Origin of the sequence: Cobetia sp. Ld8 (genome assembly GCF_045066615.1) — a bacterium.
Taxonomy (GTDB): Bacteria; Pseudomonadota; Gammaproteobacteria; order Pseudomonadales; family Halomonadaceae; genus Cobetia; species Cobetia amphilecti.
Genome location: NZ_JBISHF010000005.1, coordinates 225417 through 248724 on the forward strand (window position 1 = coordinate 225417; position 23308 = coordinate 248724).

A 23308-nucleotide genomic window follows, 5' to 3' on the forward strand; every position below is an offset into this window, starting at 1 on the left:
CGGGTAGAGCGGGAGGTCTTGATCGCGAACGAAGTGTGTCGCCAGCCGGCGTCTTTGCCAGTCGGTGTTACTGCCAGTCGGTTACGTTACCCGTTGGTGTCTCGCGGCAAGAGGCGTCGCGTTGGCGAATCAGGCGCTGAAGCGTCAGTCAGGGCAGAGCTTGAGGAAAGAGCTTATAGAGAGGGCTTGCGGAGAAAGCAGGAGGTGTCAGGCAAGAAGCAAGCAGCAGCCGTCACGACGGATGTGGCGCAGTACAGGCCATGTCATCGTCATGACGGCTGCCGGAGCAGGCGGCAATCAGTTGCCGAGTGCGGCCGTGATGATGTGGTACTTGTCCATCAGCTCTTCCTGGCTTTCCTTGTTGGCCGGGTCGAGCGGGATGCAGTCGACAGGGCAGACCTGCTGACATTGCGGCTCATCGAAGTGTCCGACGCATTCGGTGCACAGGTCCGGGTCGATGACGTAGATCTCTTCCCCCGGCGAGATGGCCCCATTGGGACATTCCGGCTCGCAGACGTCGCAGTTGATGCACTCATCAGTGATGATCAGGGCCATGATGCTGTCCTCAGCTTGTGGCAGTGTCGTCGTCGGTAGCGGAGAAATGCCGGGCGAGGGTCTCGGCCACCAGCGGATGCACCAGACGCGACACATCACCGCCATGACGCGATATCTCGCGCACGATGGTCGATGAAATGTAGGAGTTCTGTAATTCCGGGGTCAGGAACAGGCTATCGACGTGCGGTGCCTGGGCCCGGTTCATGTTGGCCAGCTGCAGTTCGTACTCGAAGTCGGAGACCGCACGCAGGCCGCGCAGAATGATACGCGCATTCTGCTGCTCAAGCAGCTCTGTCAGCAGGCAGCTGAAACCGATGACCTCGACATTGTCGAGATGCGCCAGAATCCGGCGCGCCAGATCGATGCGCATCTCCAGCGGCAGCGCGGGGCGTTTGCTGGGGCTGTAAGCCACCGCGACCACCACCTTGTCGAACAGGCGGGCGCCGCGCTCGATCAGGTCGGTATGGCCATTGGTGATCGGGTCGAAGGTGCCGGGATAGACGGCAATGTTCTTGGGCATGACGAACTCGAGCTCTGTCGGCAGCGGGTCAGCCTGGTGACCGGCTGCAGTGGACGACGAAGGATGAGGAGCCGCAGAAGGCCGGGACGCAGTGGCTGTCGCGCCGCCGGCTCCCCCGGTACGCCGAGTGTAGAACCCCTCGCGCGGCTTGCCAGTCGCGGGAGGGGATTCGTCAGCGAGTGCGCAACCCGGGAGGGGTAGCGAGCCGGTCTTGCAGCGAGCCTGGCTTACAGCGAACCGAAGGGGTTGTCGACATTGAGCGAGACGGGCTTCGCATAGCCGGGGATACGGATCTCGCGATCCGTGATCTCCAGCTCCGGACCTTCGAGCACACCTTCACCGAAGCGATAGGTCGGCGTGAATTCGCCGCGCTGTGCCTTGTCCAGATAGTCGACGCGACGCTGCTCGCAGAGACCGCTGCGTTCACGCCAGGCGGCCAGTGCCTCCTCACCATGTCGCGCCGCCAGCAACTTCAGCGTGACGTCTGCCGACAGCACCACGCCACTGGCGTTGTTGCCACCGAAGCCCTTGGCATTGATGAAGGCGACGTCTGCGGTGAACTCGCGCGCCTCGCGGCGGATGTCGAGGTGGCTGTGATGCACGTCATCGGCGATGGCATCCAGCGTCGGGATGCCCGGCAGAATGCCGGTCGCCATGCTGCCGAGCGCCGACACCGCCTGATCGCCCGCGGCACTGCCCTGGCTGTGGCCGACGAAGGATTTTACCGCCACCACAGGCCAGGCCTGGATGTCGTTGGCGCGAGCCACTTCATTGAGCACGTGGGACTCGGTGGTGCGGTTCTTCGGCGTGGAGGTGGCATGGGCGTGCACGAAGCTGCGCTGGCGCACGCCTTCATCGCCGACGATATCGCGCGCCAGCGCCACCGCCTTGCTCAGCGTGATGTAGTTGCCGACGCCGGGTGCCGAGATGGAGCGCTTCCAGCCGTCGGCATTGACGAACACGTCCGGCACGCTGCCGATGATGCGAGCGCCGGCGTCCAGCGCCAGATCATCCGCCATCAGGATCACGAACTGGGTCGCTTCCGCGATGGTGAAGCCACAGTTGCGCGCGAACGGGCGACAGGCCTTCTGGTAATCGCTGTCGGTAAGCACTTCCAGCGCGTCGAGGGCCTTGAGGCTCTCGTCATCGGCCAGGGCGCCCATGCTGCGGAAGCCCTCGATGACCTCCGGCGTGATCGGCGCATCGGCGGTGCCGACCATCACCACACGGCGACGGCCGCTGCGGATGTCATTCAGGCCCAGCTTCAGGTTGTAGAGGAAGCTTGCGCAGGCGCCCATTGCGGCACCGGCGCCGCCGACATTGCCCAGCACGTAGGCATTGAGGAAGTCGGCGGGCATCTGGGCATAGCCCAGCGGCATCTGCTTGGAGGTGGCGCGCTCGCCGGCCACGAAGGACTTCATCAGTCCGCCCCAGCCTTCGGCGTCCATCTGGCCGATGGAATTGCCGGCGTAGACGGCAATATCGTCCGGATCGAGGCTATCGCGCAGCGCATCCCAGTCCAGGCCGCTGTCGCCGAGGCAATCGCTGGCACCGAAGATGGTCATCGACAGGCCGCGCGGGTGATGCACGCTGCGATAGAGCTGCTCCGGCGCGAAGCCACTGGGCAGCTGACCCGCGGCACGCACCAGCGCCTGACGATGATCGGGCAGCAGGACATCGAATTCGCCGGCCGGTACCGTGACTTCGACATGACGGTTGTCCAGCTCGCGGATCTGCCAGTCAGCGGGCGGCTGTTCCGGCAGCTGGCGGCTGCGCAGCGTGAAGGTCAAGTCCTGGCCCAGCGTCAGCTTTGACTGACGATTGGCAGGAATGCCGGTCGCGTTGAAGCGCTCGTCTTCAATGCGACGAATCAGGGTGTGGGACAGCACCTGGTCTGCCAGACGCTCCGCAAGCGCCTGAGCCTCGGCGGGCTGGCCTTCGGCATCGAACCACTGGCCCTGATCATCGCAGCGGGCGAGGTTCATGAGCGACGCGAGACCCAGCAGGGTCTCTTGACGGTCTGTCTCCGGCAGGGAGTCGAGCACCGTGCGTCGGAACGCCTGATGGCCCGAAGTTCTGCCGGCGGCATTGACGCCGCCCATGCCGACGATCACCGGTAAGTGTGACAAGCCGCTTTCCTCGTAAAAATACTGTGAGTCGTTGGTCTGGGCGATACCTCTGCGGATATTCGTCCAAATGATGGGCGGATGATAACACCCCCTCAATACAGGCGTCATGCACCCCTGCCTCTACGCGAGCGCTTGCTGCGAACACTGTGCGATATCTCTGCGCTCAGTGCGAGTCTCGCCGGCCTGTTTTTGTACTCGTCGTGGCACGGCATGACCGTGATTAAACGTTTGTTTGATTTTCGAATCGCAAGCTGCCATTCTGTCGTGGCTGTTTGAGTTGGTGTAGGCGCGTGCCGCGAGGCAGGCGCCTTTTTTTGTGCCCAGACCTTCCTGCGCCGCCGGCCCCGGATGGGCTGTACGCCACATGGCGCAGCCCGATGCAGGCGCATCTGCTAGACTCCGCGCGTGATTTTCCTGCCCGTTGCTATCGGAACTGCTGATGTACGCCAACTCCCGCCAGATCGATTCTCCCCAGACCGGCCCCCACGAGGATATCGAGCGTCGCGTGCGCCGTGCGATGGCGCATCCGCTGCGCAAACCCGTGGCGGAACATACCCGCGAAGCGTTCCTGCAAGCGCAACAGTGGTTGTCGGCTCAGGCGAAGCCCCTGTGGCTGGACAGTGGCTGCGGCGTCGGGCGATCGACTCGCCAGCTGGCACTGGCGCATCCGGACCATGCCGTCATCGGCGTGGACCGCAGCGAAGACCGTCTCAGTCGCAAGCATGGCGAGCTGCCGGACAACGCCTTGCTGGTGCGCGCAGACCTCGTCGACTTCTGGCGCCTGGCGCTCGCCGCGGGCTGGGCACCTGCGCATCACACCCTGCTGTACCCCAATCCTTATCCCAAGGCGCGTCATCTCAAGATGCGCTGGCAGGGCCACCCGGTATTTCCGATCATCATGGCGCTGGGCGGTCAGCTTGAGCTGCGCACCAACTGGGAGATCTACGCCCGGGAATTCGCCCAGGCCATCGGGCATGCCACCGGTGTCGAGGTGGCGGCGCACGGCTTCGAGCCGCAGGGCGATTATCTGACGCACTTCGAGCGCAAGTATCACGAGTCTGGCCAGGTGCTGTGGCGACTCGAATGCCAGCTGGAACACACGCCCGAGCGCTACCCGCTGCAGGTCTGACGCGAATCACGCCGGTGGCAGGTTCTGGTTGGCGATAGCGGCGTGGCTGTTGTGGAAGGTGTCGCGCAGTGACTGGCGCAGCCAGCTGGCCGCGGGGCCACGAGGGCTGTCGCGGCGCGAGATCAGTTCGATATCGATGTCGGCGGTGGCGCCCAGCGCGCTCAAGTCCAGAATCTTCAGGCGCTGCTGGAAGGGCGGGTAGTGGGCGATATGGCGCGGAACCTGCGCCCAGCCCAGTCCGCGCGTCGTAAGCTCAGCCATGGCATAGAAGCTGTTGAGCTGCCAGAAGCGCTGTGAGCGTGGCCCCTCGTGGCCGGGTTCCAGTTGCTGGCGTTGGCCGATCATCAGCTGGCGGTGATCGGCCAGATCGCTGTGGGTCGGGCTCTCGAGCTGCGCCAGCGGGTGATCGCGTGCCACGATCAGCACCTGCTCCAATCGCCCCAGCGCCTCGCGCTCCAGCGCCATGACACCCAGCGGCTGATAGAACAGGATGCCGAGATTGGCCTGGTGCTGCTCCACCCAGCGGGCCACCTCATCCTGCGCGCCATTGAGCAGATTCAGCGTCAGCGTCGGGTATTGCACCGCCATCTTTTCCAGCACCGCCATCACCGGCGGCATTTCTACCAGCGCCTCATCGATCGCCAGCGTCAGGCTGGCTTCCAGCCCCTGGCTGAGGGTACGGGCGCGTGCCTCCAGGCGCTGGCACTGCATCAGCACGCTGTTGGCTTCATGCAGCATGGCCTCGCCCGCGGGCGTCAGCACCGGCGTACGAGGGCGGCGATCGAACAGCTCGCAGCCCAGGTCCAGCTCCAGATTGGCGATGGCGGTGCTGACCGCGGACTGCGCGCGACCCAGACGCCGCGCCGCCGCCGAGAACGAGCCCGTCTCCGCCACGCAGCGCAGTGTCTGCAGTTGCTCCAGTGTCCAGTTCATTGCCTCGCCTCGCGCCTTGATCCATCTGAATAATAGATGGATACCAACTTTAAACCATCTTGTATCTCTCTAGAATGCCTCCTCCATCCGCGTCGTTCAGCCCATCCGGCATCACGCGCGGTGATCGAGAGGAGGTATGACATGCGTTCCAAGAAAGAACGTCTGGCCCAGGCAGGATTGCTGGAATTGGGCGGCATCCTGCTCGTGGCGCCGCTGTCGGCACTGGTCACGGGGCATGACCTGGCGAGCATGGGCAGCCTGGCGGTGGTGATGTCCACACTGGCGGTGATCTGGAGTACGGTCTGGAACTGGATGTTCGACCGCTGGGTGCCGACCCGCCAGCGCAGCGCGACCCAGCGCATCGCTCAGGCACTCGGCTTCGAGCTCGGCCTGGTATTGGTGACCGTCTTCATCGTGGCCGCCTGGCTCGACCTGGGGCTGTGGCAGGCATTGCTGCTGGATCTGGGCTTCGTTGCCTTCTTCCTGGTCTGGGCCATGATCTTCAATCCGCTGTTCGATGCCGTGATGAGTCGTCTGCTGGCGCGCAAGGCCGCGCGTGAGCAGCAGCTGGCCCCCCACAATACGAGGTGATTCGATGAGTTATGTCTTCCTGGCAGTGGCCATACTGGCGGAGGTCATCGCGACCAGCGCGCTCAAGGCCTCCGAGTCCTTTTCGCGACTCGGCCCCAGCGTGATCGTGGTGGTGGGCTACGGCATCGCCTTCTATTTCCTGACGCTGGTACTGCGTGATCTGCCGCTGGGCGTGACCTATGCGGTGTGGTCCGGGCTCGGCATCGTGCTGGTCACCGTGTTCGGTGCGGTGGTCTATCGCGAGATGCCGGACCTGCCGGCCATCCTGGGGTTGGCGATGATCGTGGGCGGTGTCGCCGTCCTGCATCTGTTTTCCAGCGCCAGTCCTCATTAAGCTAGGGGCATCACGGCGCCTTCCGGCTGTGACATGGATGCTCACCGACGACGTCACTGGATGCCTCATGCCCCTATTTCGCACTGCACCGACCTCTGCGCGACCCTCCCGACTGTCTCCCCTGTTGCCCTTGCTGAAGGCAGCGCGCCCCGTAGCAGCGGGCAAGTCGCTGCGTTTCACGCGCTCGCTGCGCCGACTGGCCATGGCGGCCGGTACGACGCTTGTCGTGGCGGGCCCGGCGCAGGCGGCGGGCTTTGACAACCTGACGCGACTGACTGACAAGGGCTTCATCGTCAGCGCCCAGGCGCGCATGCTCGATACCGGCGAGACGCTGGCCTCGGTCAATCCCGACCAGCAACTGACGCCTGCCTCGCTTTCCAAGCTCTATATCGCCGGTGCGGCGCTGGACCGTTTCGGCCCGCAGTACCGTTTCTCCACGCGTCTGCGCAGCACTGGCACGATCAGCGGCGGCGTCTTGACCGGTGACCTGGTGCTCGAGGGCAGCGGCGACCCGGCGCTGACCAGTGAAGAGCTGTGGCGTCTGACCGAGGAGCTGCGCTTTCGGGGCATCCGCCGCGTCGAAGGGCGCCTGTTGATCAGTCAGTGGCGTTTCGGGCCGGTGCCCTGCATCAGTACCGATCGCTGCAATGCCTCGCGGCGTTCCAGCAATGCCTATGATGCGCTGCTGTCGTCCGCGGCCAGCAACTATGCCAGCTGGTGCGTGAAGGTGATGCCGGGTGCGGGCAGTCAGGCGCCGGCGCGACTGGCCAGCTGCGACACCACCCAGCCCACCGAGATCTTCGACAACCAGGTCACCACGGTCGGCGCGGGGGGCAAGAGCGCCATCAATGCCCGGCGCACCACCAGCAACGGTCGCGATACGCTGGTCGTCACTGGCACCATCGCCGCCGACAGCCAGCCGCGCAGCATCTACCGCGCCGTCTCCAATCCTGCGCTGTACACCGGTGAGCTGATGCGTGACATCCTGGCGCGCGCCGGGATAACGGTGACCGGCGGGGTGGACATCACCTCGACGGCGCCGCCCTCCAGCGCCGCGCAGCTCGGTAGCGTCGAAGGCAAGCCGATGCAGGAGTTGCTGACGCGCATGCTCAACTACTCCAACAACTTCATGGCGGACCAGCTGACGCTGGCGCTGGTCGGCGGCAGTCAGGCCACCTTGCGCCAGGGCGGCGCCAAGCTCGAGACCTTCGCCAGCGCGATTCCCGGTCACGGCCCGCTGACGATGTATTCCGGCAGCGGCCTGACCTCACAGAACCGCACTAGCGTCAGTGGGCTGGTGGCGTTGCTCGACAGCATGTATCACCGCCCGGCGCTGTTCCCCACCTTCGTGGCGGGCCTGCAGGCTCCGGTCAATGGCCCGATGCGCTTCATCCGGCGTGGCAGCGAGACCTTCCGCAATCACGTGATGGTCAAGACGGGCACGCTCAACAACCCGGTGCCGGTGCGCGCCATCTCGGGATACTTCCGCACGCAAAGTGGCCGCTGGGGCGCCTTCGCGGTGATGGTCAATGGCCGGGCGGCGGTGCCTTATCTGTCTTGGCCGCAGGTGCTGGATCCGGTCGCCGAGGACCTGACCGCGATGATCGAGCGTAACTGAGCTCCTGATCGCGAGCGCATGACACGAAAGCCCCGCCAATCGGCGGGGCTTTCGTGTTCATGGTCTGAGTGACAGACACAAAAAACCCCGCCCGAAGGCGGGGTGGTCCTCCACACGCCCGGCATGGCTGAGGGGAGGGCACTCGGGACGCTCGACAGGGCGCAACGAGATAACAAGAGCATAGCGTTGTGTGACGGCGTTGGCTAACGCCAAAATCGCTATTGCACCGCAACAATCAAGGGCTTGAAGCGTTTTTTGCGCTGCGAGGGCAAATTTTCCGTCGCGGGTCGTGCGTCGAGTGTCTTCAGCGCGTCGGGTCGAGCAGCACGCGACCGCTGACGCGTCCGTCGATCATCGCCTCGGCGCGTTCGGCGAGGCCTTCCAGACCGACCGTCTCGAGCTGCATCTGGGCGTGCATCTCGTCCGGCAGGTCGGCCAGACGCTGCCAGACCTTTTGCCGGCGTTCGGCGTTGATCATGACGCTATCGACGCCCAACAACGAGACACCGCGCAGGATGAACGGCATCACGCTGGTGGGCAGGTCGGCGCCCGCCGCGAGGCCCACGGCCGCCACCTTGCCATCGTAATTCATCTGCGCCAGCAGATTGGCCAGCACCTGGCCACCGGCGGTATCCACGGCGCCTGCCCAGCGGCTCTTTTCCAGCGGACGGCCCTTGTCCTCGAAATCACTGCGCAGATGGACTTCGCTCGCGCCCAGTGACTCGAGCCATTCGCGCTGCTCGGCCTTGCCGCTGACCGCGTGAACCTCGAAGCCTTGCCCGGCCAGCATCTGCACGGCCCAGCTGCCGACCCCGCCGGTGGCGCCGGTGACGATCACCGGGCCCTGTTCGGGTGTCAGGCCGGCCTCCTCGAGACGCATCACGCACAGCATGGCGGTCAGGCCGGCGGTGCCGAAGGCCATGGCCTGCTCGGCGCTCAGATTGGCAGGGCGCTTGACCAGCCACTCGGGCTTGACGCGCATGCGCTCGGCCAGGCCACCCCAATGGCGCTCACCCACGCCCCAGCCGGTCAGGAGGACCTCATCGCCCGGCTGATAGTCCGGCGAGTCGGAGGCTTCGACGCGTCCCGCGAAATCGATGCCCGGCACGAAGGGCAGCTCGCGAACGATCTTGCCACGGCCGGTGATGGCCAACGCGTCCTTGTAGTTGAGTCCGGAACGCTCGATGGCCACCGTGACAGGCAGGTCAGGTAGCTGATCATCGGAAAGGTCGACGACTCGGGCGCGAGGTGTCTCTTCGTGCAGCATCAGTGCGCGGGACATGGCTGTCTCCTTGTGGATGGCGTGGGTATTGGCGGTCTTCCTGCTTGAAGGTGTCACGGCGTCTGATCGAGACGCGTCACCTCACAGTGCCTGCAAGCGACGCTGTGGGGAAGCCTCGGGATATCGACATTGGGATGAGACTGACGCAACCGGGGCCTGCCGGAGGTGCGGCTGGCCCCGGTAACAGGCGGCGCTGGCGGAAGGCTCTCGTCAAGGCTCTCGTCAAGGCGCTGGCTAGATGAAGCTGCGCACGGTGGCCAGCCCGACCAGCGTCATCAGTACCGTGTAGGGTAGCGCCATCCACACCATGCGCCCGTAGGAGAGCCTGACCAGTGGCGCGATGGCGGAGGTGAGCAGGAACAGGAACGCCGCCTGGCCATTGGGAGTCGCAACGCTGGGCAGGTTGGTGCCGGTGTTCACCGCGACCGCCAGCGCATGGAAGTGCTCGCGGCTGATATTGCCGGCCACGAACTCGTTCTTGACCTGGGTGATGTACACCGTGGCCACGAAGACATTGTCCGAGATGGCCGAGAGCAGCCCGTTGGCCAGGAATAGCGCGCCGGCCTGTTCCTCGATGGGCAGACTCAGTACCCACTGGATGAACGGCTGGAACAGATGCTGTTCGTGGATGACCGCGACGATGGTGAAGAACACCACCAGCAGCGAGGTGAAGGGCAGCGATTCCTGGAAGGCGCGGCCGATCTGATGCTCATCGGTGATGCCGTTGCCGGCGGTCAGCAGGATGATCACTGCCAGCCCGATCAGCCCGACTTCTGCCATATGCAGTGCCAGCGCCAGTACGAGCAGCACGGCCACCACGGCCTGCACGATCAGCGCGGCGCGTTCCCGCGGCGTGCGCCTTGAGTCCTGATGATGGTCATAATCCTCGAGAATGCGTCGTACGCTGGCGGGCAGGCGCTGGCCGTAGCCGAACCAGCGGCCACGCTCCAGCAGCACGCACAGGGCGAGGCCGGCGAAGAAGGTCGGCACGGTGACCGGCGCCATGGCGAGGAAGAAGTCGATGAAGTCCCATTCGGCGGCCTTGGCGATCACCAGATTCTGAGGCTCGCCGATCATGGTGCTGACGCCTCCCAGCGCGGTTCCCACCGCGCCATGCATCAACAGCGAGCGCAGAAAGCCGCGGAAATCCTCGAGATCTTCACTGTGCACGGCCTCGACGCTGACATCGTTGGCATGGTCATGCTGGGTATCGAAATGCTTGCCCGAGGCCACCTTGTGGTAGACGGAGTAGAAGCCCACCGCGATGCCGATGATCACCGCCGTCACCGTCAAGGCATCGAGAAAGGCGGACAGCAGGGCGCTGGAGAGACAGAACATCAGCGACAGCCAGGTCTTGGAGCGCACGCCGAGGATGATCTTGGTGAAGGCATACAGCAGCAGCGGCTTCATGAAGTAGATGCCGGCCACCATGAACATCAGCAGCAGGATCACCGGCAGGTTGCGCTCCATCTCCTGCATGATGGCCTCCGGCGAGGCCATGCCGATGACGACGGCCTCCAGTGCCAGCAGACCGCCTGGCTGGAGGGGATAGCACTTGAGCGCCATCGCCAGCGTGAAGATGAATTCCCCCAGCAGCAGCCAGCCGACGATCACGCCACCTTGCGGACCGCTGAACCACAGCAGCAGCGGATTGGTGATCAGAAACAGGCACATCAACTGCTTGTACCAGCGTGGCGACTGGCCGAGGAAGTTGCGCGCCAGTCCGCGGCTGAGCGTCTGGCGTGTGTCGTGTGATAGCGAAGGCATGGGCAGTTCCCGGCGTTGATTTGTTGTTGTTGGAGGACGGGATCGGCAATGCCGCTTCAGCGCGTGCTTTGCTATCATCGCCGCCGTCATCGAGCGCCTGGCGGTATTAGAGCACGCCCGTCGATGAGGTCTCGGGTAGCCTTTGGTCGTGAAAATCGCGCAGGCAGCGCTGCGCTGTCGCTGGCCGGTGTGCTGCGAGCTCTCCCGAGGCGTGCTGCTGGCAGACGTCGTCCGATTGAAAGATCGGCCTTTGCAGCCTCCGTGCTGCTTCTGTACGAGACCCGAAGATGAAATCACGGCATACCGGCTTGACCCACCTCAAGCATTCCGCGCGTTACTCGCTCAAGGGCCTCAAGGCCGCCTGGAGCAACGAAGAGGCCTTCCGCCAGGAGATCGTGCTGTGCGCCTTGCTGCTGCCGTTTGCCTGGTGGATCGGCGACTCGCATGTCGAGTGGCTGCTGCTGGTCGGCTCCACGCTGATCGTGCTGATGGTCGAACTGCTCAACTCGGCGGTGGAATCCGCGATTGACCGCATCGGCCCGGAATTCCATGAGCTGTCCGGGCGCGCCAAGGACATGGGCTCGGCGGCGGTGATGATCAGCCTGATCTTCGCCGGCCTGACCTGGGGCACCTTGCTCTACGACAAGCTGTTCGGCTGAGCGACTTCGCCCCGATCTCATCAATGGAAGGGTCGGCGGGCAGGGCCGTGTCATGTGCCTGCGGCCTCCGTTATGCTGAGGGCTGGATCGAAGGAGACGACCATGCCCCAGCCATCCCCCGCGCAGTCCCGCCCACTGTTGCCCGCTGATTTCCTTGCGCCGTCATCGCTGCTGGCCGAGCAGTCGGCTGACAGCCGTGCCACGCTCGAGAGCGCCTTGTGCGCCGCCCAGGAGCGTCTCGAAGAGAGCCTGACCCAGGCTGAGAACCTCAGCGAGATGCGTGGCGATGACAGCTCTCCGCTTGCGACCTTCCTGGCCCTCGATGAGCGTCAGCGCAGCCAGCTGGGACGTCTGATCACGCTGTCCGACTTCGCGCTGGAGACGTTGTGCCGCCGCCCTGAACTGCTGTCCGAGCTGCTCGAGAGTGGCGAGCTGGAGCGCGCCTTGCCGGTCGCGCAGCTCACTGAGAGCCTCGCCGCCGGTCTCACCAGTGCCGAAGATGAGAAGGCGATGCAGCAGGTGCTGCGGCGCTTCCGCCAGCTGCGCATGCTGGGCATCGTGTGGCGCGACCTCAACGGCGCCGACATGTGGCAGACCGCGGCGGCGGTCTCGCACCTCGCCGAAGTCACCCTCGAGGGCGCGCTTGGCTGGCTGGAAGCCTCGCTTGAGCCGCGTTACGGCCGCCCCGCGCCGGACCGCTTCGGCGAGCCGCAGCGGCTGGTGGTGCTCGGCATGGGCAAGCTGGGCGCCGGCGAGCTCAACCTCTCCTCCGATATCGATCTGATCTTCGCCTTCCCCGACAAGGGCGAGACATCGGGCGGTCGCAAGTCATTGGATCATCAGGAATATTTCACGCGTCTCGGCCAGAAGCTGATTGCCGCGCTGGACGCGATGACCGCCGATGGCTTCGTGTTTCGCGTCGACATGCGGCTGCGTCCGCTGGGGGACGGCGGGCCACTGGTCGGCAGTTTCTCGATGCTGGCCAGCTACTATCAGGATCAGGGCCGCGAATGGGAGCGTTACGCGATGCTCAAGGCGCGCCCGGTGGCGGGCAGCGTCGCTGCCGGCGAGCGCCTGATCGCGCACCTGCGGCCCTTCGTCTATCGCAAGTATCTGGATTTCGGCGCCATCGAGTCGCTGCGCGAGATGAAGGCGATGATCAATCGCGAGGTCAAGCGGCGCGGGCTGTCCGACAACATCAAGCTCGGCTCCGGTGGCATTCGCGAGGTGGAGTTCGTTGCTCAGGCCTTCCAGCTGATTCGGGGCGGACGTGAGTCGGAATTGCAGGTCACTTCACTCAAGCAGGCCTTTGCGCGCCTGCCAGCCCTGGGCTTGCTGCCGCAGGCGGTCGTGGATGAGCTGGTGCCGGACTACGTCTTCCTGCGCGATCTCGAACACGCCCTGCAGGCGCAGGCCGACCGCCAGACCCAGACATTGCCGCTGGACCCGCTGGGCCGCGAGCGTCTCGCGCTGGCCATGAAGCTGCCCGATTGGGAGGCGCTCACCGCGCGTCTGGAAGAGGTGCGCACGCGCATCCGCCATCACTTCGACAACGTGATCGCCGCGCCGGAAGACGACGAGGCCGAGCAGGGCGAAGGCCAGCAGGCGCTGGATGAGTGGCGAGCACTGTGGCGCGGCGAGCTGACGGCCGAGGAGGGCGAGGCACTGCTCGCCGAGAGCGGCTTTGAGAGTGCGGCCGAGAGTTTCCGGCGTCTCGACAGCCTGCGGCGGTCACGTGCAGTGCAGGGCATGCAGCGTATTGGCTTTGATCGTCTCGATGCGCTGATGCCGCCATTGCTGCAGGCGCTGGGCTCGGCGGCGGGCGACCCCGAGAAGCCCGGCGAGCACGATGCCAGCCGAGTGCTGGAGCGCGTGTTGCCGCTGATCGAGGCGGTGCTACGCCGGACGGCCTATCTGGCGCTGCTGCGCGAGAACCCGGATGCGCTGGCGCAGTTGATGCGCCTGTGTGCGGCCAGCCCGTGGATCGCCGAGCAGCTGGCGCGCTATCCGGTGTTGCTCGACGAGCTGCTGCACCCGCATAACCTGTACTCACCCGCCGACAAGACGCGTCTCGCCGATGAGCTGCGCACCGCACTGTCGCGCATTCCCGAAGATGATGAAGAAGCGCTGCTCGAGGCCTTGCGGGTGTTCCGCCATGCCCAGGTGCTGCACGTGGCGGCCTCCGATATCGCCGGTGCCCGCCCGCTGATGAAGGTCAGCGACTATCTGACCTTCATCGCCGAGGTGGTGCTGGAACAGGTGCTGGCGATGGCGTGGAAGACCCTTACCCGCAAGCATGGCTTCCCCATCGGGCGCGATGGCCAGCCGATCACCGGCGACAGCCTGAGTGGCAGCTTCGTGATCGTCGGCTACGGCAAGCTGGGTGGCATCGAGCTGGGCTATGGCTCGGATCTGGATCTCGTCTTCCTGCATGATGCGGCCAGCAAGGGCCAGACGGATGGCCCGCGGCCGCTGGACAACCCGCTGTTCTTCACGCGTCTGGGGCAGCGCATCATCCACCTGCTGACGGCGGTGACGCCGGCCGGTGCGCTCTACGAGGTCGATATGCGCCTGCGCCCGTCGGGCAACTCGGGGCTGCTGGTCTCGAGTCTGGCGGCCTTCCGGGACTATCAGCTCACGCAAGCCTGGACCTGGGAGCATCAGGCGCTGGTGCGTGCGCGGGCCGTGGCGGGAGACCCGGCGCTGGCGCTGACCTTCGAGGAGGTGCGCCGTGAGGTGCTCGGTCAGCAGCGGGACGAGAAGACGCTGCGTCAGGAGGTGATCGCCATGCGCCACAAGATGCGTGATCACCTGGGCAGCAGCGCCAAGGACCGCGAGGCCGGCCAGTTCCATCTCAAGCAGGACGCCGGCGGCATCGTCGACATCGAGTTTCTCGCCCAGTACTGCGTGCTGGCGCTGAGTCATCAGGTGCCTGCTCTGCTCGAGTGGAGCGACAACATGCGGTTGCTGGAAACCCTCGAGTCCTGTGGACGGTTGCCGGGCGAGCAGGCCGGTGAGCTGCGCGAGGCCTATCTGGCCTACCGCGATGTCAGTCATCGCCTGGCGCTGGAGAAGCACGGCAGCCTGATGCGGCTGGAGCAGCACCCGGTGATTGCCGCCCACCGTGAGCGGGTCATCACCCTCTGGCAGTCACTGCTGGGCGAGGATCAGGTCAGTCACGAGGGAGTTTAACGCCAAATCAATGCTCGCAATCCCCTGTCGTTGTCCCCAAGAAAGGGTGCACCAGACAACGTTGACAGGGGAGGTCAGCATGATGGAGTGGATTGCGAATCACTCGAAAACCATCTCGGCGATAGCCAGTATCGGCTCGTTCTTTATCTGGCTGGTCTACGCGCAGCTGCTGTATCACAACTTCCGTCGCCAGCGTCGCCCGCGAGTGCTGATCAATCGCGGCAAGTCCAAGGGTATCAACAGTCTGTGCATCGTCAGCAACATGAGTGCCGAATCGATCTTCATCGAGCACATCATTGCCCGTCTGGATACCAGTCATGGCAGCCTGCTGATGGATGTCACCGAGTTCGAACGCAGCTATCAGGAAGGTGACGAGCAGCGCAAGGATGCGCAGGACGGTGACAGCGAGCAGCCCGCGCAGGAGGCTTCCAGCAGCAGTGAATGGCGTATCTCCGATACCACGCGTCAGGGGCCGCTGGGCTCGGGCGACTTCCTGCATATCGGGACTTTCTCTGAAGTCATCGAGCGCATGGCGCGCCGCAATGGCATCTCGCTCGATGGTCACTGGCCCAGCAATGAGCAGCTGGAATTCCAGCGCCTGACACTGCGCATCATCGGCATCTATGGCAGTGAGGACCATCCGATCGGCGTCGAGCGTGCCTTCCGCCTGCACGATGCCAATGGAGAATGTGCGCTGGTACCGGAGCGCTGGGATTCCAATCGCCTGTCATCACGCAGGCAGCGTCACAAGTTGCGCAAGCTTCTGAATCGCATCAGTGGGGAGGACATCAGCGAGCAGTCCACCTTCCAGCCCCCGAGTGACGAGGAGTCGCGCAACAAGGCTTGATGAGCGCGGGCGCCTGAGCCCAAGGATGCATGAACCATCAGACAGGTGAGTGCTCGGGCGCACGCCAGCGGTGGCTGCACACTGTCAGGGAGACGAGGATGGGGTAGGCTTTCCAGAGCCCCACTCACGGAGAGTCTTCGGATGCAGGAACGCGTCACGCCCTTTCAGCTGTTCATCCTGGTGCTGTCGATCTATGTGATCGGCGCCATGGTGGTGGATCTTGTCTTTGTGCTGTCACCGCAGGTCCAGCGGCTGCTGGAATATATGGACTATGTGGTCTGTCTGTTCTTCTTCATCGATTTCTGCAAGCGCTTCGCCAGTGCCAAGAGCAAGCGTGAGTACATGAAGTGGGGCTGGATCGACCTGCTGGCCTGTATCCCGGCGGGGCTCTTCCAGGGCGCGAGGCTGTTTCGCGTGGTGCAGGTGCTGCGGGTGCTGCGCGCCATCAAGTCGATGGAAATGATCTGGAAGCTGCTGTTCCGCAACCGGGCCGAGGGGGTCTTCGCCTCGGCGGCCACCGCCACGGTGTTGCTGGTGGTGTTCGGCGCCTTGACCATGCTGATGGTGGAGACACCCAATCCCGACAGCCCCATCAATACCGCCGAGGAGGCGCTGTGGTGGGCGGTGGTGACGGTGACCACCGTCGGCTATGGCGACTACTATCCCATCACGACGCTCGGTCGCGTGGTGGCGGTGCTGCTGATGGTCGGGGGCGTGGGGCTGTTCGGGAGTTTCGCCGCCTATATCAGCTCGATTTTCATCGAGGATGACAGCGAGCAGGAGGCCCGCGCAGCGCGTGCTCAGCGCGACATGACGCGGGCGCTCTATCATCAGATCAGCGAGCTGACGACGGAGGTGCGCGAGCTGCGTGAGCGGCTGGATCAGGTCGCGCAGGAGCGGGGCGAGTCGCTGGCTGAGCGCGAACGCCACCGCGAGGCGCTGCATCGCCAGGTGAATGAGGAGATGGAACAGCGCCTGGGGGATGCCGCTCCGCCAGACAAGGAGGGCCCCGCCGGCGAACGTTGAACCGGCAGGCAGGCAACAAAAAGCCCCTGACACCGTGAGGTGTCAGGGGCTTTTTGCGGACTGTCATCAGGCCTCAGGCAAGCAGGTACATGCGCTGCGACTGCCGTGCATGACGCAGACGATGATCAGTCGAAGTTGCGCGAGTAGAAGATCTCGAGCATTTCACGACGCAGACGGCCTTCGATGTTGGTGGCTTCCTCGAAGGTCAGCTCGCGACGCGAGGTGCCGAAGAGGTAGTTGTCCAGTTCGAAGTCCTTGAGCAGCATCTTGGTGTGGAACATGTTCTCTTGATACACGTTCACATCGACCATCTGGTAGGCACGCTTGGTGTCTTCCGCCAGGTAATCCTGGATGGAGGTGATGTCGTGATCGATGAACAGCTTCTTGCCATCCACGTCGCGCGTGAAGCCACGCACACGGTAGTCCATGGTCACGATATCGGAATCGAAGCTGTGGATCAGATAGTTCAGCGCCTTCAGCGGGCTGATCATGCCACAGGTCGAGACATCGATATCGAGACGGAAGGTGCTGATGCCGTTGTCCGGGTGGGACTCGGGATAGGTGTGCACCGTGACGTGAGACTTGTCCAGATGGCCGACGACCGTTTCCGGCAGCGGGCCCGGGCCCGGCGCGGTCTGGGACACGTCCTGCTCTTCCAGCTCGTGCTCGGCGATCAGGATGGTCACGCTGGCGCCATGCGGCTCATAGTCCTGGCGTGCGATGTTCAGCACGTGGGCACCGATGATGTTGGTGACATCCTTGAGGATCTGGGTAAGACGCTCGGCATTGTAGAGCTCATCGATATAATCGATATACGCCGTGCGCTGCTCTTCGGTCTGCGCGTAGCAGATGTCGTAGATATTGAAGCTCAACGAACTGGTGAGGTTGTTGAACCCGTGAAGGCGGAGTTGATCGCTCACGTCCAGGCCTCCTTGAAATGGGAGGGTGGTATGACATCCGATGCGCCATTGCAATGGGGCAGAGGCAGGCATCGGGCCGAAGAGGACATCTCGAAAGGCCCGTCCCGAGCGCTGGCAGCATGACTCACAGGGAGCATTGCGTACCATCTTTGCCACGAGACGACCGGTGAGACGACCGGTTTGAGGGGCGTATTATGCACAGGCAGGGCTGACACGCCAGCGACAATTCCCGCCGATCCTGGCGAGACGTCGTCAGTGGTGCGCTCCCTCCCGCCGTCGGTGGGGCCTTGAGCGGCGGGAGGGCGAGGCGTGATCAGGCCGCGATGTCGATGACTTCGTAGGAGTGAGTGATCTCGACACCCCCGGCGCTCAGCATCAGGGAGGCGCTGCAGTACTTCTCGGCGGACAGCTCGACGGCACGCTTGACCTGGGATTCCTTGAGGTTGCGACCGGTGACCACGAACTTGACGTGAATCTTCGTGAACACGCTCGGCACGCTATCGGCGCGCTCGGCGCTCAGTTCGGCGTGACAGTCGGTGACCTGCTGGCGGGCCTTTTCCAGAATCTGGATGACATCGAAGCTGGTGCAGCCGCCCAGACCCATCAACAGCATTTCCATCGGACGCGGACCGGTGTTGCGGCCGCCGTTGTCCGGATTGCCGTCCATGACCACGCTGTGGCCGCTGCCGGATTCGGCGAGGAACTGGCGACCATCGGTCCATTTGATGCTGGCGTTCATTGCCATGTCGGAACTTCTCCTTCTGATAAGTCGTTGATGCGCCACCGGCCCGGCGCTAGTGGCTATAAAGGCCAGGGGCGATAGGAATAAGGGCGCGGTGAGCACGATGGCGCACAGGGTAGCATTGTCATCGGCGTGCCCGGAGGAACGTCCAGCGCTGAGCTTATATCGCGCTGGGTCAGGCCCTGGCGTGGCTCAGCAGCTCATCCAGCTCGGCCAGACGCTGTGGGGTGCCGACATCGATCCAGGTGCCGTGATGATGCAGGCCGCGCACCTCGCCATGCTGCATGGCGTCACGCAGCAGCGGCGCCAGCTTGAAGACGCTGTCAGGGCCCTGGTAGGCCGGTGTCTCGGCGATGGCGCGGCGGATCAGGCGTGGTGACAGCCACGACACGCCGGAGAAGGTCAGGCGGGTGCCGTCCTGCTCTTCCTGCTCATCTTTCTCGTTCTTCTCGTCCTGCTCGTCACCCGTGGCGCCGGCTTCATCCTTCACTATCCCCGTCGGGGTGAGCAGGAAGTCCCCCCGGGGATGATGTGGCGGGTTATCCACCAGCACCAGACTCGCCAGCGCCTGGGGTTGATCGGCGAGAGGGGCCAGTGAATGGCTCGCCAGCGCCTGGATGGTCAGCAGCGTGAGGTCGACGTCACACCAGACATCGCCATTGATCAGCAGGAAGGGCGTGTCATCGCCTGCGTCCTGTGTCAGCGCATCGGAGAGTGACAGGGCGCGAGCGATGCCGCCGCCGGTTTCCAGCGGCGTCTCCTCGCGCGAGAAGATCAGCGTCAGGCAGCGCTTTCGCCCCTGCCAGCAAGCCTCGAGCTGGCCCTGTTCATTGGGTGTGGCCGCGAAGTGGCTCAGAATCCTGTCGGCCAGGTGGCCGACATTGATGACGACCCTGTCCACATCGATCGCTTCCAGACGCAGCAGGTGGTGCTCCAGCAACGGCAGCCCGGCGACTTCCAGCAACGGCTTGGGAGTGTGGTCGGTCAGCGGGCGCATGCGCGTACCGAAACCGGCCGCCAGAATCATCGCGCGCATCAGTGGCTCCCTGACTCGTTATCGGCATTTGCTGCGTTTTCCTTGCTTTCCCCACTTGCCGCAGCGCTCTTCGCGGTGTCAGCGGCGGCCGCATTGCGCTGCAGGCGGGCGGCGCGATCGGCGAGTGCCGCCAGCTCATCGTAATCATCGAGGTTGATCTCGGGGCGCTCGCCATTGGCGAGGCGCAGATCGCGCGCCTCGCATTCCTCGGCCAGGCGCAGCGACAGCGCCGGCGTCAGCACCTCATCCAGCCAGTGGGTGAAGGAGATCAGTTCCGGGCAGAAGGCCAGACCTTCGCGCAGGTGGCCGAGGAAGCGCGGCATCAGCGTCAGGTAACGGGGCTTGGCGTCCCGCAGCGTCAGGCGCGCGAAGATGCCGAGAATCTTGAGATTGCGCTGCACGCCCATGCGCTCGACGCTCTGGCGGTATTCCAGCGGGCTCGGTGCCGGCAGGCCGGCCGCGGCGTAGCGTGGCAAGGCGGCCAGACGCGCCTGCTCGATCCAGCGCGCCATGGCGGGTTCCGGCCAGCGCCAGTGACGGTCGCGCAGCAGCGAGATCAGGTCGTAGTTCTCGGGGCCGCTGACGGCGTCCTGAAAATCGATGATCCACAGCCGGGGCTGGTGCTGGGATGCCGACTGATGCAGGAACAGGTTCTGGGCATGGAAGTCGCGATGCACGGTCACCACCGGTTGCGCGCTGGCGGCCGCGAGCAATTGGTCAGTCAGCTTGTTCCAGGCGGCGTAGCGGCGGTCATGCGGCATGTCGAGCAGCTGGCCGAGACACCACTCCGGAAACAGCTCCAGTTCGGCGGACAGGCGGGCGTCGTCATAGGCCGGCAGGTTGCCGGACGGCAGCTGATGCAGCTGCTCGAGCAGCCCGATGGCTTCGCCATAGTAGTGGTCGGCGTGCTCGGTGCTGGTCAGGGCGGTCATCAGCGGGGTATCGCCGAGGTCTTCCAGCTCCAGAAAGCCGAGTGTCTCGTCGAAGGCGAAGACCTCGGGCAGCGGCAGGCCGGCGTCGCGCCATTGGCGGGCAATGGCGACGAAGCCATGGCTGTCTTCCTTCTCGGGCGGGGCGTCCATCAGGATGCGCGCCGGCATGGCCGGGTCGAGTTCCTCGAGGTGCAGGCGGAAATAGCGGCGGAAGCTGGCGTCGTCAGCCACGGCGCTCATGCGCACGGCCTCTGGCGTGAGGTCGTGGCGGGCGGCGGCCCAGGCGTGCAGCGCCTGGCGGCGGGCGTCGGATGTCATGGGGCTTGGGCTCCTGTCGGCGTGTGCGGGGCCGGCTGTCAGTTGACGCCTGTGCCGCGGCCCCGCATGCTGTCGTGTGGTGACGAGAAGGCAGGCGGAACCGGCAAGCAGGAAGGCCGGTTGCTGGGCCTGTATAATACCGATTCCCCCAGCCAAGGACACAGAGCAGCCATGGCCCAGCGCAGCCATTCATCCCATCCGGGCAAGCCGACGACCGCTCCCGGGCGACGTCAGCGTCGCTTCGCGACTCCCTCTCTGTCTGCTCATTCCCGGCAGGCACCGATAGCCCGATTGGGCGATGACCGCCCGGTCTGGCAGCTCAAGCCACTGGTTTTCCGTCTGTTGTGGTCCCTGGCGCCACTGGCCGCCGGTGCCCCTCTGATGGCACAGGCCGCTCCGCCCGAGCCCCTGTCAGCCAGTCAGCTCGACTGGCAGCCCTATGATGAGGTGCCGCCGGGCAAGCTGTGCTCCGGGCGCTATGTCACGCCGGCCTACCGTATCGAAGCGGGCGACACGCCGGAGCAGGTCACGACCTCGGCCGACAAGGCCAACTACGGCAACGATGGCGTCGCCACCCTGATGGGGGAGGTGGTGCTGCGCCGCGGCGATTCCCAGCTGGAATCGCCCGAGGTCAGCGTCAACGAGGCGCGTGACACCGCCACCGCCAAGGGGCCTGTCACCTATCGCCAGCCCGGGGTCCTGCTGCGCGGCGACGACGCGCGGGTTTCGCTCAACAGCGATGCGGCCAGCGTCGACAACGGCCACTACGTCTTTCACGAGCAGCATGTGCGCGGCGACGCGGTGCAGCTGGCGCGTCTCGAGGATGGTCGCTACCGCCTGAAGGATGCCAGCTTCACCTCCTGTGAGCCGGGCAACAGCCTGTGGCGTCTGGTCGGCAGCGACATCACCATCGATCAGGACTCCGGCTGGGGAACGGCCAAGCATGCGCGCATGGAAATGGGCGGCGTGCCGGTCTTCTACTGGCCCTACGTGCGCTTCCCGGTCGATGACCGTCGCCACACGGGCCTGCTGTGGCCGCAGTTCAGCTACACCAGCTCCAGCGGCTTCGATTACGCCCAGCCGATCTACCTGAATCTGGCGCCCAATTACGACGCCACAATTACGCCGCGTTACATCTCCGAGCGTGGCGAGATGCTGGAAGGCGAGTTCCGCTATCTATTGCCGCGTGGCGATGAAGGCAGCATCGAGGGCGCCTGGCTCGCCGATGACGATGGCGGCAGCGACCCCGACGATGACGAGGAAGACTTGATCGGCGAGGACCGCTGGTACATCAACTACCAGCATGCTGGCCGCTATGACGCCCGTACCGACTACCAGTTGAAGTACGGCGCCGCCTCCGATGGCAATTATTTCGACGACTTCGGGCGCAATTTCGGGGAAACGGAAACCGATAGCCTCGAGCGTCTGGCACAGCTCGATTACCACGGCGATGTCTGGGATCTGCAGTTCAAGGCGCAGGGCTACCAGCGCATGGACTACCCGCTGGATAACGATGACAAGCCGTTCTACCGTCTGCCGAGCCTGACCGCGGATGGTCGCTGGAGTCAGTCCAACGGCTTCTACGAAGAGTGGAATTCCAACGCGACCTACTTCTGGCGTGATGTCGATCAGACGGATACCGACATCGACGAAGACCAGGCCGCCAATGGTTCGCGCCTGCGTCTGGCGCCGGCGCTGGGCTGGCGCAGCGATCAGAGCTGGAGCTTCATCGAGCCGCGCGCCCAGCTGGTCAGCCTGTCGTACAGCCTGGATTACGGTGACCGCGAGACGGACCGCAGCACCAGTCCGTCCGCCACCATCCCGGTACTGTCGCTGGACAGCGGCCTGATCTTCGATCGCGAGACCGAATGGTTCGGTGACGGCTATACCCAGACGCTGGAACCGCGCCTCTATTACGCCTACGTGCCGGAGGTCGACCAGTCCGATCTGCCCGACTTCGACACCTCGGAAGATGCCTTCAGCTGGAATCAGCTGTGGTCTCCGTACCGCTTCAGCGGGGGTGACCGCGTCGGTGATACCAACAAGGTCTCCTACGGCGTGTCGTCACGCTTCATCAGCGATGAAAGCGGCCGTGAGCGCCTCAAGCTGGGCGTCGGCCAGTCGAGCTACCTGTCGGACCGCAACATCGACATGGACGGTGATCCTGACAAGACCTCGCGCTCCGACTTCGACAGCTACTCCGACTACTATCGTGCGACGCGTGACCGCTCGCCGGTGGTCTTCCAGGCCGATGTGGTGCTCAACGATCAGTGGACTGCCTCCCAGGCCGTGTTCCAGGATTTCGATCGTGGCGTGACCGAAAGTGCCCAGACCTCGCTGCGTTATCGCGCGGAACAAGGCACGGTACTGAACTTTGGCTTCAATCGTGAGATCGAAGGCTTCGTGCCTTACGACGATGAGGACGCGGATGATGTGCTGGGCTATACCCGCAACGAGTGGGATTTCTCCTTCGCGACGCCGATGAGCGAGAGCTGGTCGCTGCTGGGCCGCTACATGTATGACAGCACCAATTCCCGTTCACTGGAGAAGGTGTTGGGCGTGCAGTACAACGATTGCTGCTACGGCGTGCAGGTCACCTGGCGTGAATGGCAGGATGACAACGACACCGCCAACACCATCTCGGATGACGAAGAGAAGAATGGCATCTTCCTGACCTTTGAATTCAAGGGCTTGGGAGGCGTTGGCCAGAGTGCTGACAGCTACCTGGAACAGGCCGTACCGGGCTATCGCAACGCGGGCTTCTGAGTCGCCGCGCCA

The 23308-nt window shown here is 64.4% G+C and carries 19 protein-coding genes; 9 read left to right on the forward strand and 10 right to left on the reverse strand.

The features are described 5' to 3' along the window. Positions 1-297: 297 nt before the first annotated feature. The 3 genes from ACJJV2_RS01555 to ACJJV2_RS01565 all read right to left on the reverse strand — a co-directional run bounded on the left by ACJJV2_RS01555 (position 298) and on the right by ACJJV2_RS01565 (position 3177). The gene (locus ACJJV2_RS01555; RefSeq protein ID WP_043334597.1) at positions 298-555 is read right to left on the reverse strand and encodes a YfhL family 4Fe-4S dicluster ferredoxin; all 258 of its coding nucleotides are present in this window, start codon (positions 553-555) and stop codon (positions 298-300) included. Between the two features lie 10 nt (positions 556-565). After that, positions 566-1075 carry a pantetheine-phosphate adenylyltransferase gene (gene coaD / locus ACJJV2_RS01560; RefSeq protein ID WP_043334599.1) on the reverse strand — a complete coding sequence of 170 codons (510 nt, stop codon included), beginning with the start codon at positions 1073-1075 and terminating at the stop codon, positions 566-568. A 227-nt stretch (positions 1076-1302) separates the two neighbouring features. Next, positions 1303-3177 carry a beta-ketoacyl synthase gene (locus ACJJV2_RS01565; RefSeq protein WP_405277900.1) on the reverse strand — a complete coding sequence of 625 codons (1875 nt, stop codon included), beginning with the start codon at positions 3175-3177 and terminating at the stop codon, positions 1303-1305. Positions 3178-3643: 466 nt separating this feature from the next. Between ACJJV2_RS01565 and ACJJV2_RS01570 the strand changes: the two genes are divergently transcribed. Beyond that, positions 3644-4333 (forward strand): tRNA (guanine(46)-N(7))-methyltransferase TrmB, encoded by a 690-nt coding sequence (locus ACJJV2_RS01570; RefSeq protein ID WP_405277847.1) that lies wholly within the window; start codon positions 3644-3646, stop codon positions 4331-4333. 6 nt (positions 4334-4339) lie between these two features. Here ACJJV2_RS01570 and ACJJV2_RS01575 read toward each other — a convergent pair whose 3' ends face one another. Continuing rightward, a complete protein-coding gene (locus tag ACJJV2_RS01575) occupies positions 4340-5266 on the reverse strand; it encodes a LysR family transcriptional regulator (protein WP_192839139.1) in 927 nt (308 codons plus the stop codon). Between the two features lie 141 nt (positions 5267-5407). Here ACJJV2_RS01575 and ACJJV2_RS01580 point away from each other — a divergent pair, with 141 nt between their 5' ends. The 3 genes from ACJJV2_RS01580 (at position 5408) to dacB (ending at position 7809) form a co-directional block, all read left to right on the forward strand. Beyond that, positions 5408-5857, forward strand: coding sequence for a PACE efflux transporter (locus tag ACJJV2_RS01580; protein WP_054557236.1), 450 nt, complete (start codon positions 5408-5410; stop codon positions 5855-5857). 4 nt (positions 5858-5861) lie between these two features. Beyond that, positions 5862-6191 (forward strand): multidrug efflux SMR transporter, encoded by a 330-nt coding sequence (locus tag ACJJV2_RS01585; RefSeq protein WP_043334608.1) that lies wholly within the window; start codon positions 5862-5864, stop codon positions 6189-6191. Between the two features lie 67 nt (positions 6192-6258). Then, positions 6259-7809: a D-alanyl-D-alanine carboxypeptidase/D-alanyl-D-alanine-endopeptidase gene (dacB, locus tag ACJJV2_RS01590; RefSeq protein ID WP_347421973.1), complete on the forward strand. Its 1551-nt coding sequence runs from the start codon at positions 6259-6261 to the stop codon at positions 7807-7809. Between the two features lie 304 nt (positions 7810-8113). Here dacB and ACJJV2_RS01595 read toward each other — a convergent pair whose 3' ends face one another. Both ACJJV2_RS01595 and nhaB read right to left on the reverse strand, forming a co-directional pair. Then, positions 8114-9091, reverse strand: coding sequence for an oxidoreductase (locus ACJJV2_RS01595; RefSeq protein WP_279834640.1), 978 nt, complete (start codon positions 9089-9091; stop codon positions 8114-8116). Positions 9092-9325: 234 nt separating this feature from the next. Further along, the gene (gene nhaB / locus ACJJV2_RS01600) at positions 9326-10858 is read right to left on the reverse strand and encodes a sodium/proton antiporter NhaB (protein WP_043334613.1); all 1533 of its coding nucleotides are present in this window, start codon (positions 10856-10858) and stop codon (positions 9326-9328) included. Positions 10859-11145: 287 nt separating this feature from the next. On the opposite strand from nhaB, the gene ACJJV2_RS01605 reads away from it, so the two are divergent. The 4 genes from ACJJV2_RS01605 (at position 11146) to ACJJV2_RS01620 (ending at position 16582) form a co-directional block, all read left to right on the forward strand. Continuing rightward, a complete protein-coding gene (locus ACJJV2_RS01605; RefSeq protein ID WP_043334615.1) occupies positions 11146-11517 on the forward strand; it encodes a diacylglycerol kinase in 372 nt (123 codons plus the stop codon). A 102-nt stretch (positions 11518-11619) separates the two neighbouring features. Continuing rightward, the gene (gene glnE, locus ACJJV2_RS01610; protein ID WP_405277852.1) at positions 11620-14709 is read left to right on the forward strand and encodes a bifunctional [glutamate--ammonia ligase]-adenylyl-L-tyrosine phosphorylase/[glutamate--ammonia-ligase] adenylyltransferase; all 3090 of its coding nucleotides are present in this window, start codon (positions 11620-11622) and stop codon (positions 14707-14709) included. Between the two features lie 79 nt (positions 14710-14788). Next, positions 14789-15556, forward strand: coding sequence for a hypothetical protein (locus ACJJV2_RS01615; RefSeq protein WP_405277854.1), 768 nt, complete (start codon positions 14789-14791; stop codon positions 15554-15556). Between the two features lie 141 nt (positions 15557-15697). Next, positions 15698-16582 carry an ion transporter gene (locus tag ACJJV2_RS01620; protein ID WP_216060524.1) on the forward strand — a complete coding sequence of 295 codons (885 nt, stop codon included), beginning with the start codon at positions 15698-15700 and terminating at the stop codon, positions 16580-16582. Between the two features lie 125 nt (positions 16583-16707). Here the strand turns inward: ACJJV2_RS01620 and speD are convergent, their stop codons facing one another. The 4 genes from speD to ACJJV2_RS01640 all read right to left on the reverse strand — a co-directional run bounded on the left by speD (position 16708) and on the right by ACJJV2_RS01640 (position 20530). Continuing rightward, entirely contained in the window at positions 16708-17502 is a 795-nt protein-coding gene (gene speD, locus ACJJV2_RS01625) for an adenosylmethionine decarboxylase (protein ID WP_043334620.1), read from the reverse strand. Positions 17503-17815: 313 nt separating this feature from the next. Continuing rightward, on the reverse strand, positions 17816-18241 hold the full coding sequence (locus tag ACJJV2_RS01630; protein WP_054557233.1) for an OsmC family protein: 426 nt from the start codon (positions 18239-18241) through the stop codon (positions 17816-17818). 178 nt (positions 18242-18419) lie between these two features. Further along, a complete protein-coding gene (locus ACJJV2_RS01635) occupies positions 18420-19280 on the reverse strand; it encodes an NDP-sugar synthase (RefSeq protein ID WP_405277857.1) in 861 nt (286 codons plus the stop codon). After that, positions 19280-20530 carry an aminoglycoside phosphotransferase family protein gene (locus tag ACJJV2_RS01640; protein WP_405277859.1) on the reverse strand — a complete coding sequence of 417 codons (1251 nt, stop codon included), beginning with the start codon at positions 20528-20530 and terminating at the stop codon, positions 19280-19282. Before ACJJV2_RS01640 ends, ACJJV2_RS01635 begins: the two co-directional genes overlap by 1 nt. 381 nt (positions 20531-20911) lie before the next feature. Here ACJJV2_RS01640 and ACJJV2_RS01645 point away from each other — a divergent pair, with 381 nt between their 5' ends. Next, entirely contained in the window at positions 20912-23296 is a 2385-nt protein-coding gene (locus ACJJV2_RS01645) for an LPS-assembly protein LptD (protein WP_405277902.1), read from the forward strand. Positions 23297-23308 lie beyond the last annotated feature (12 nt).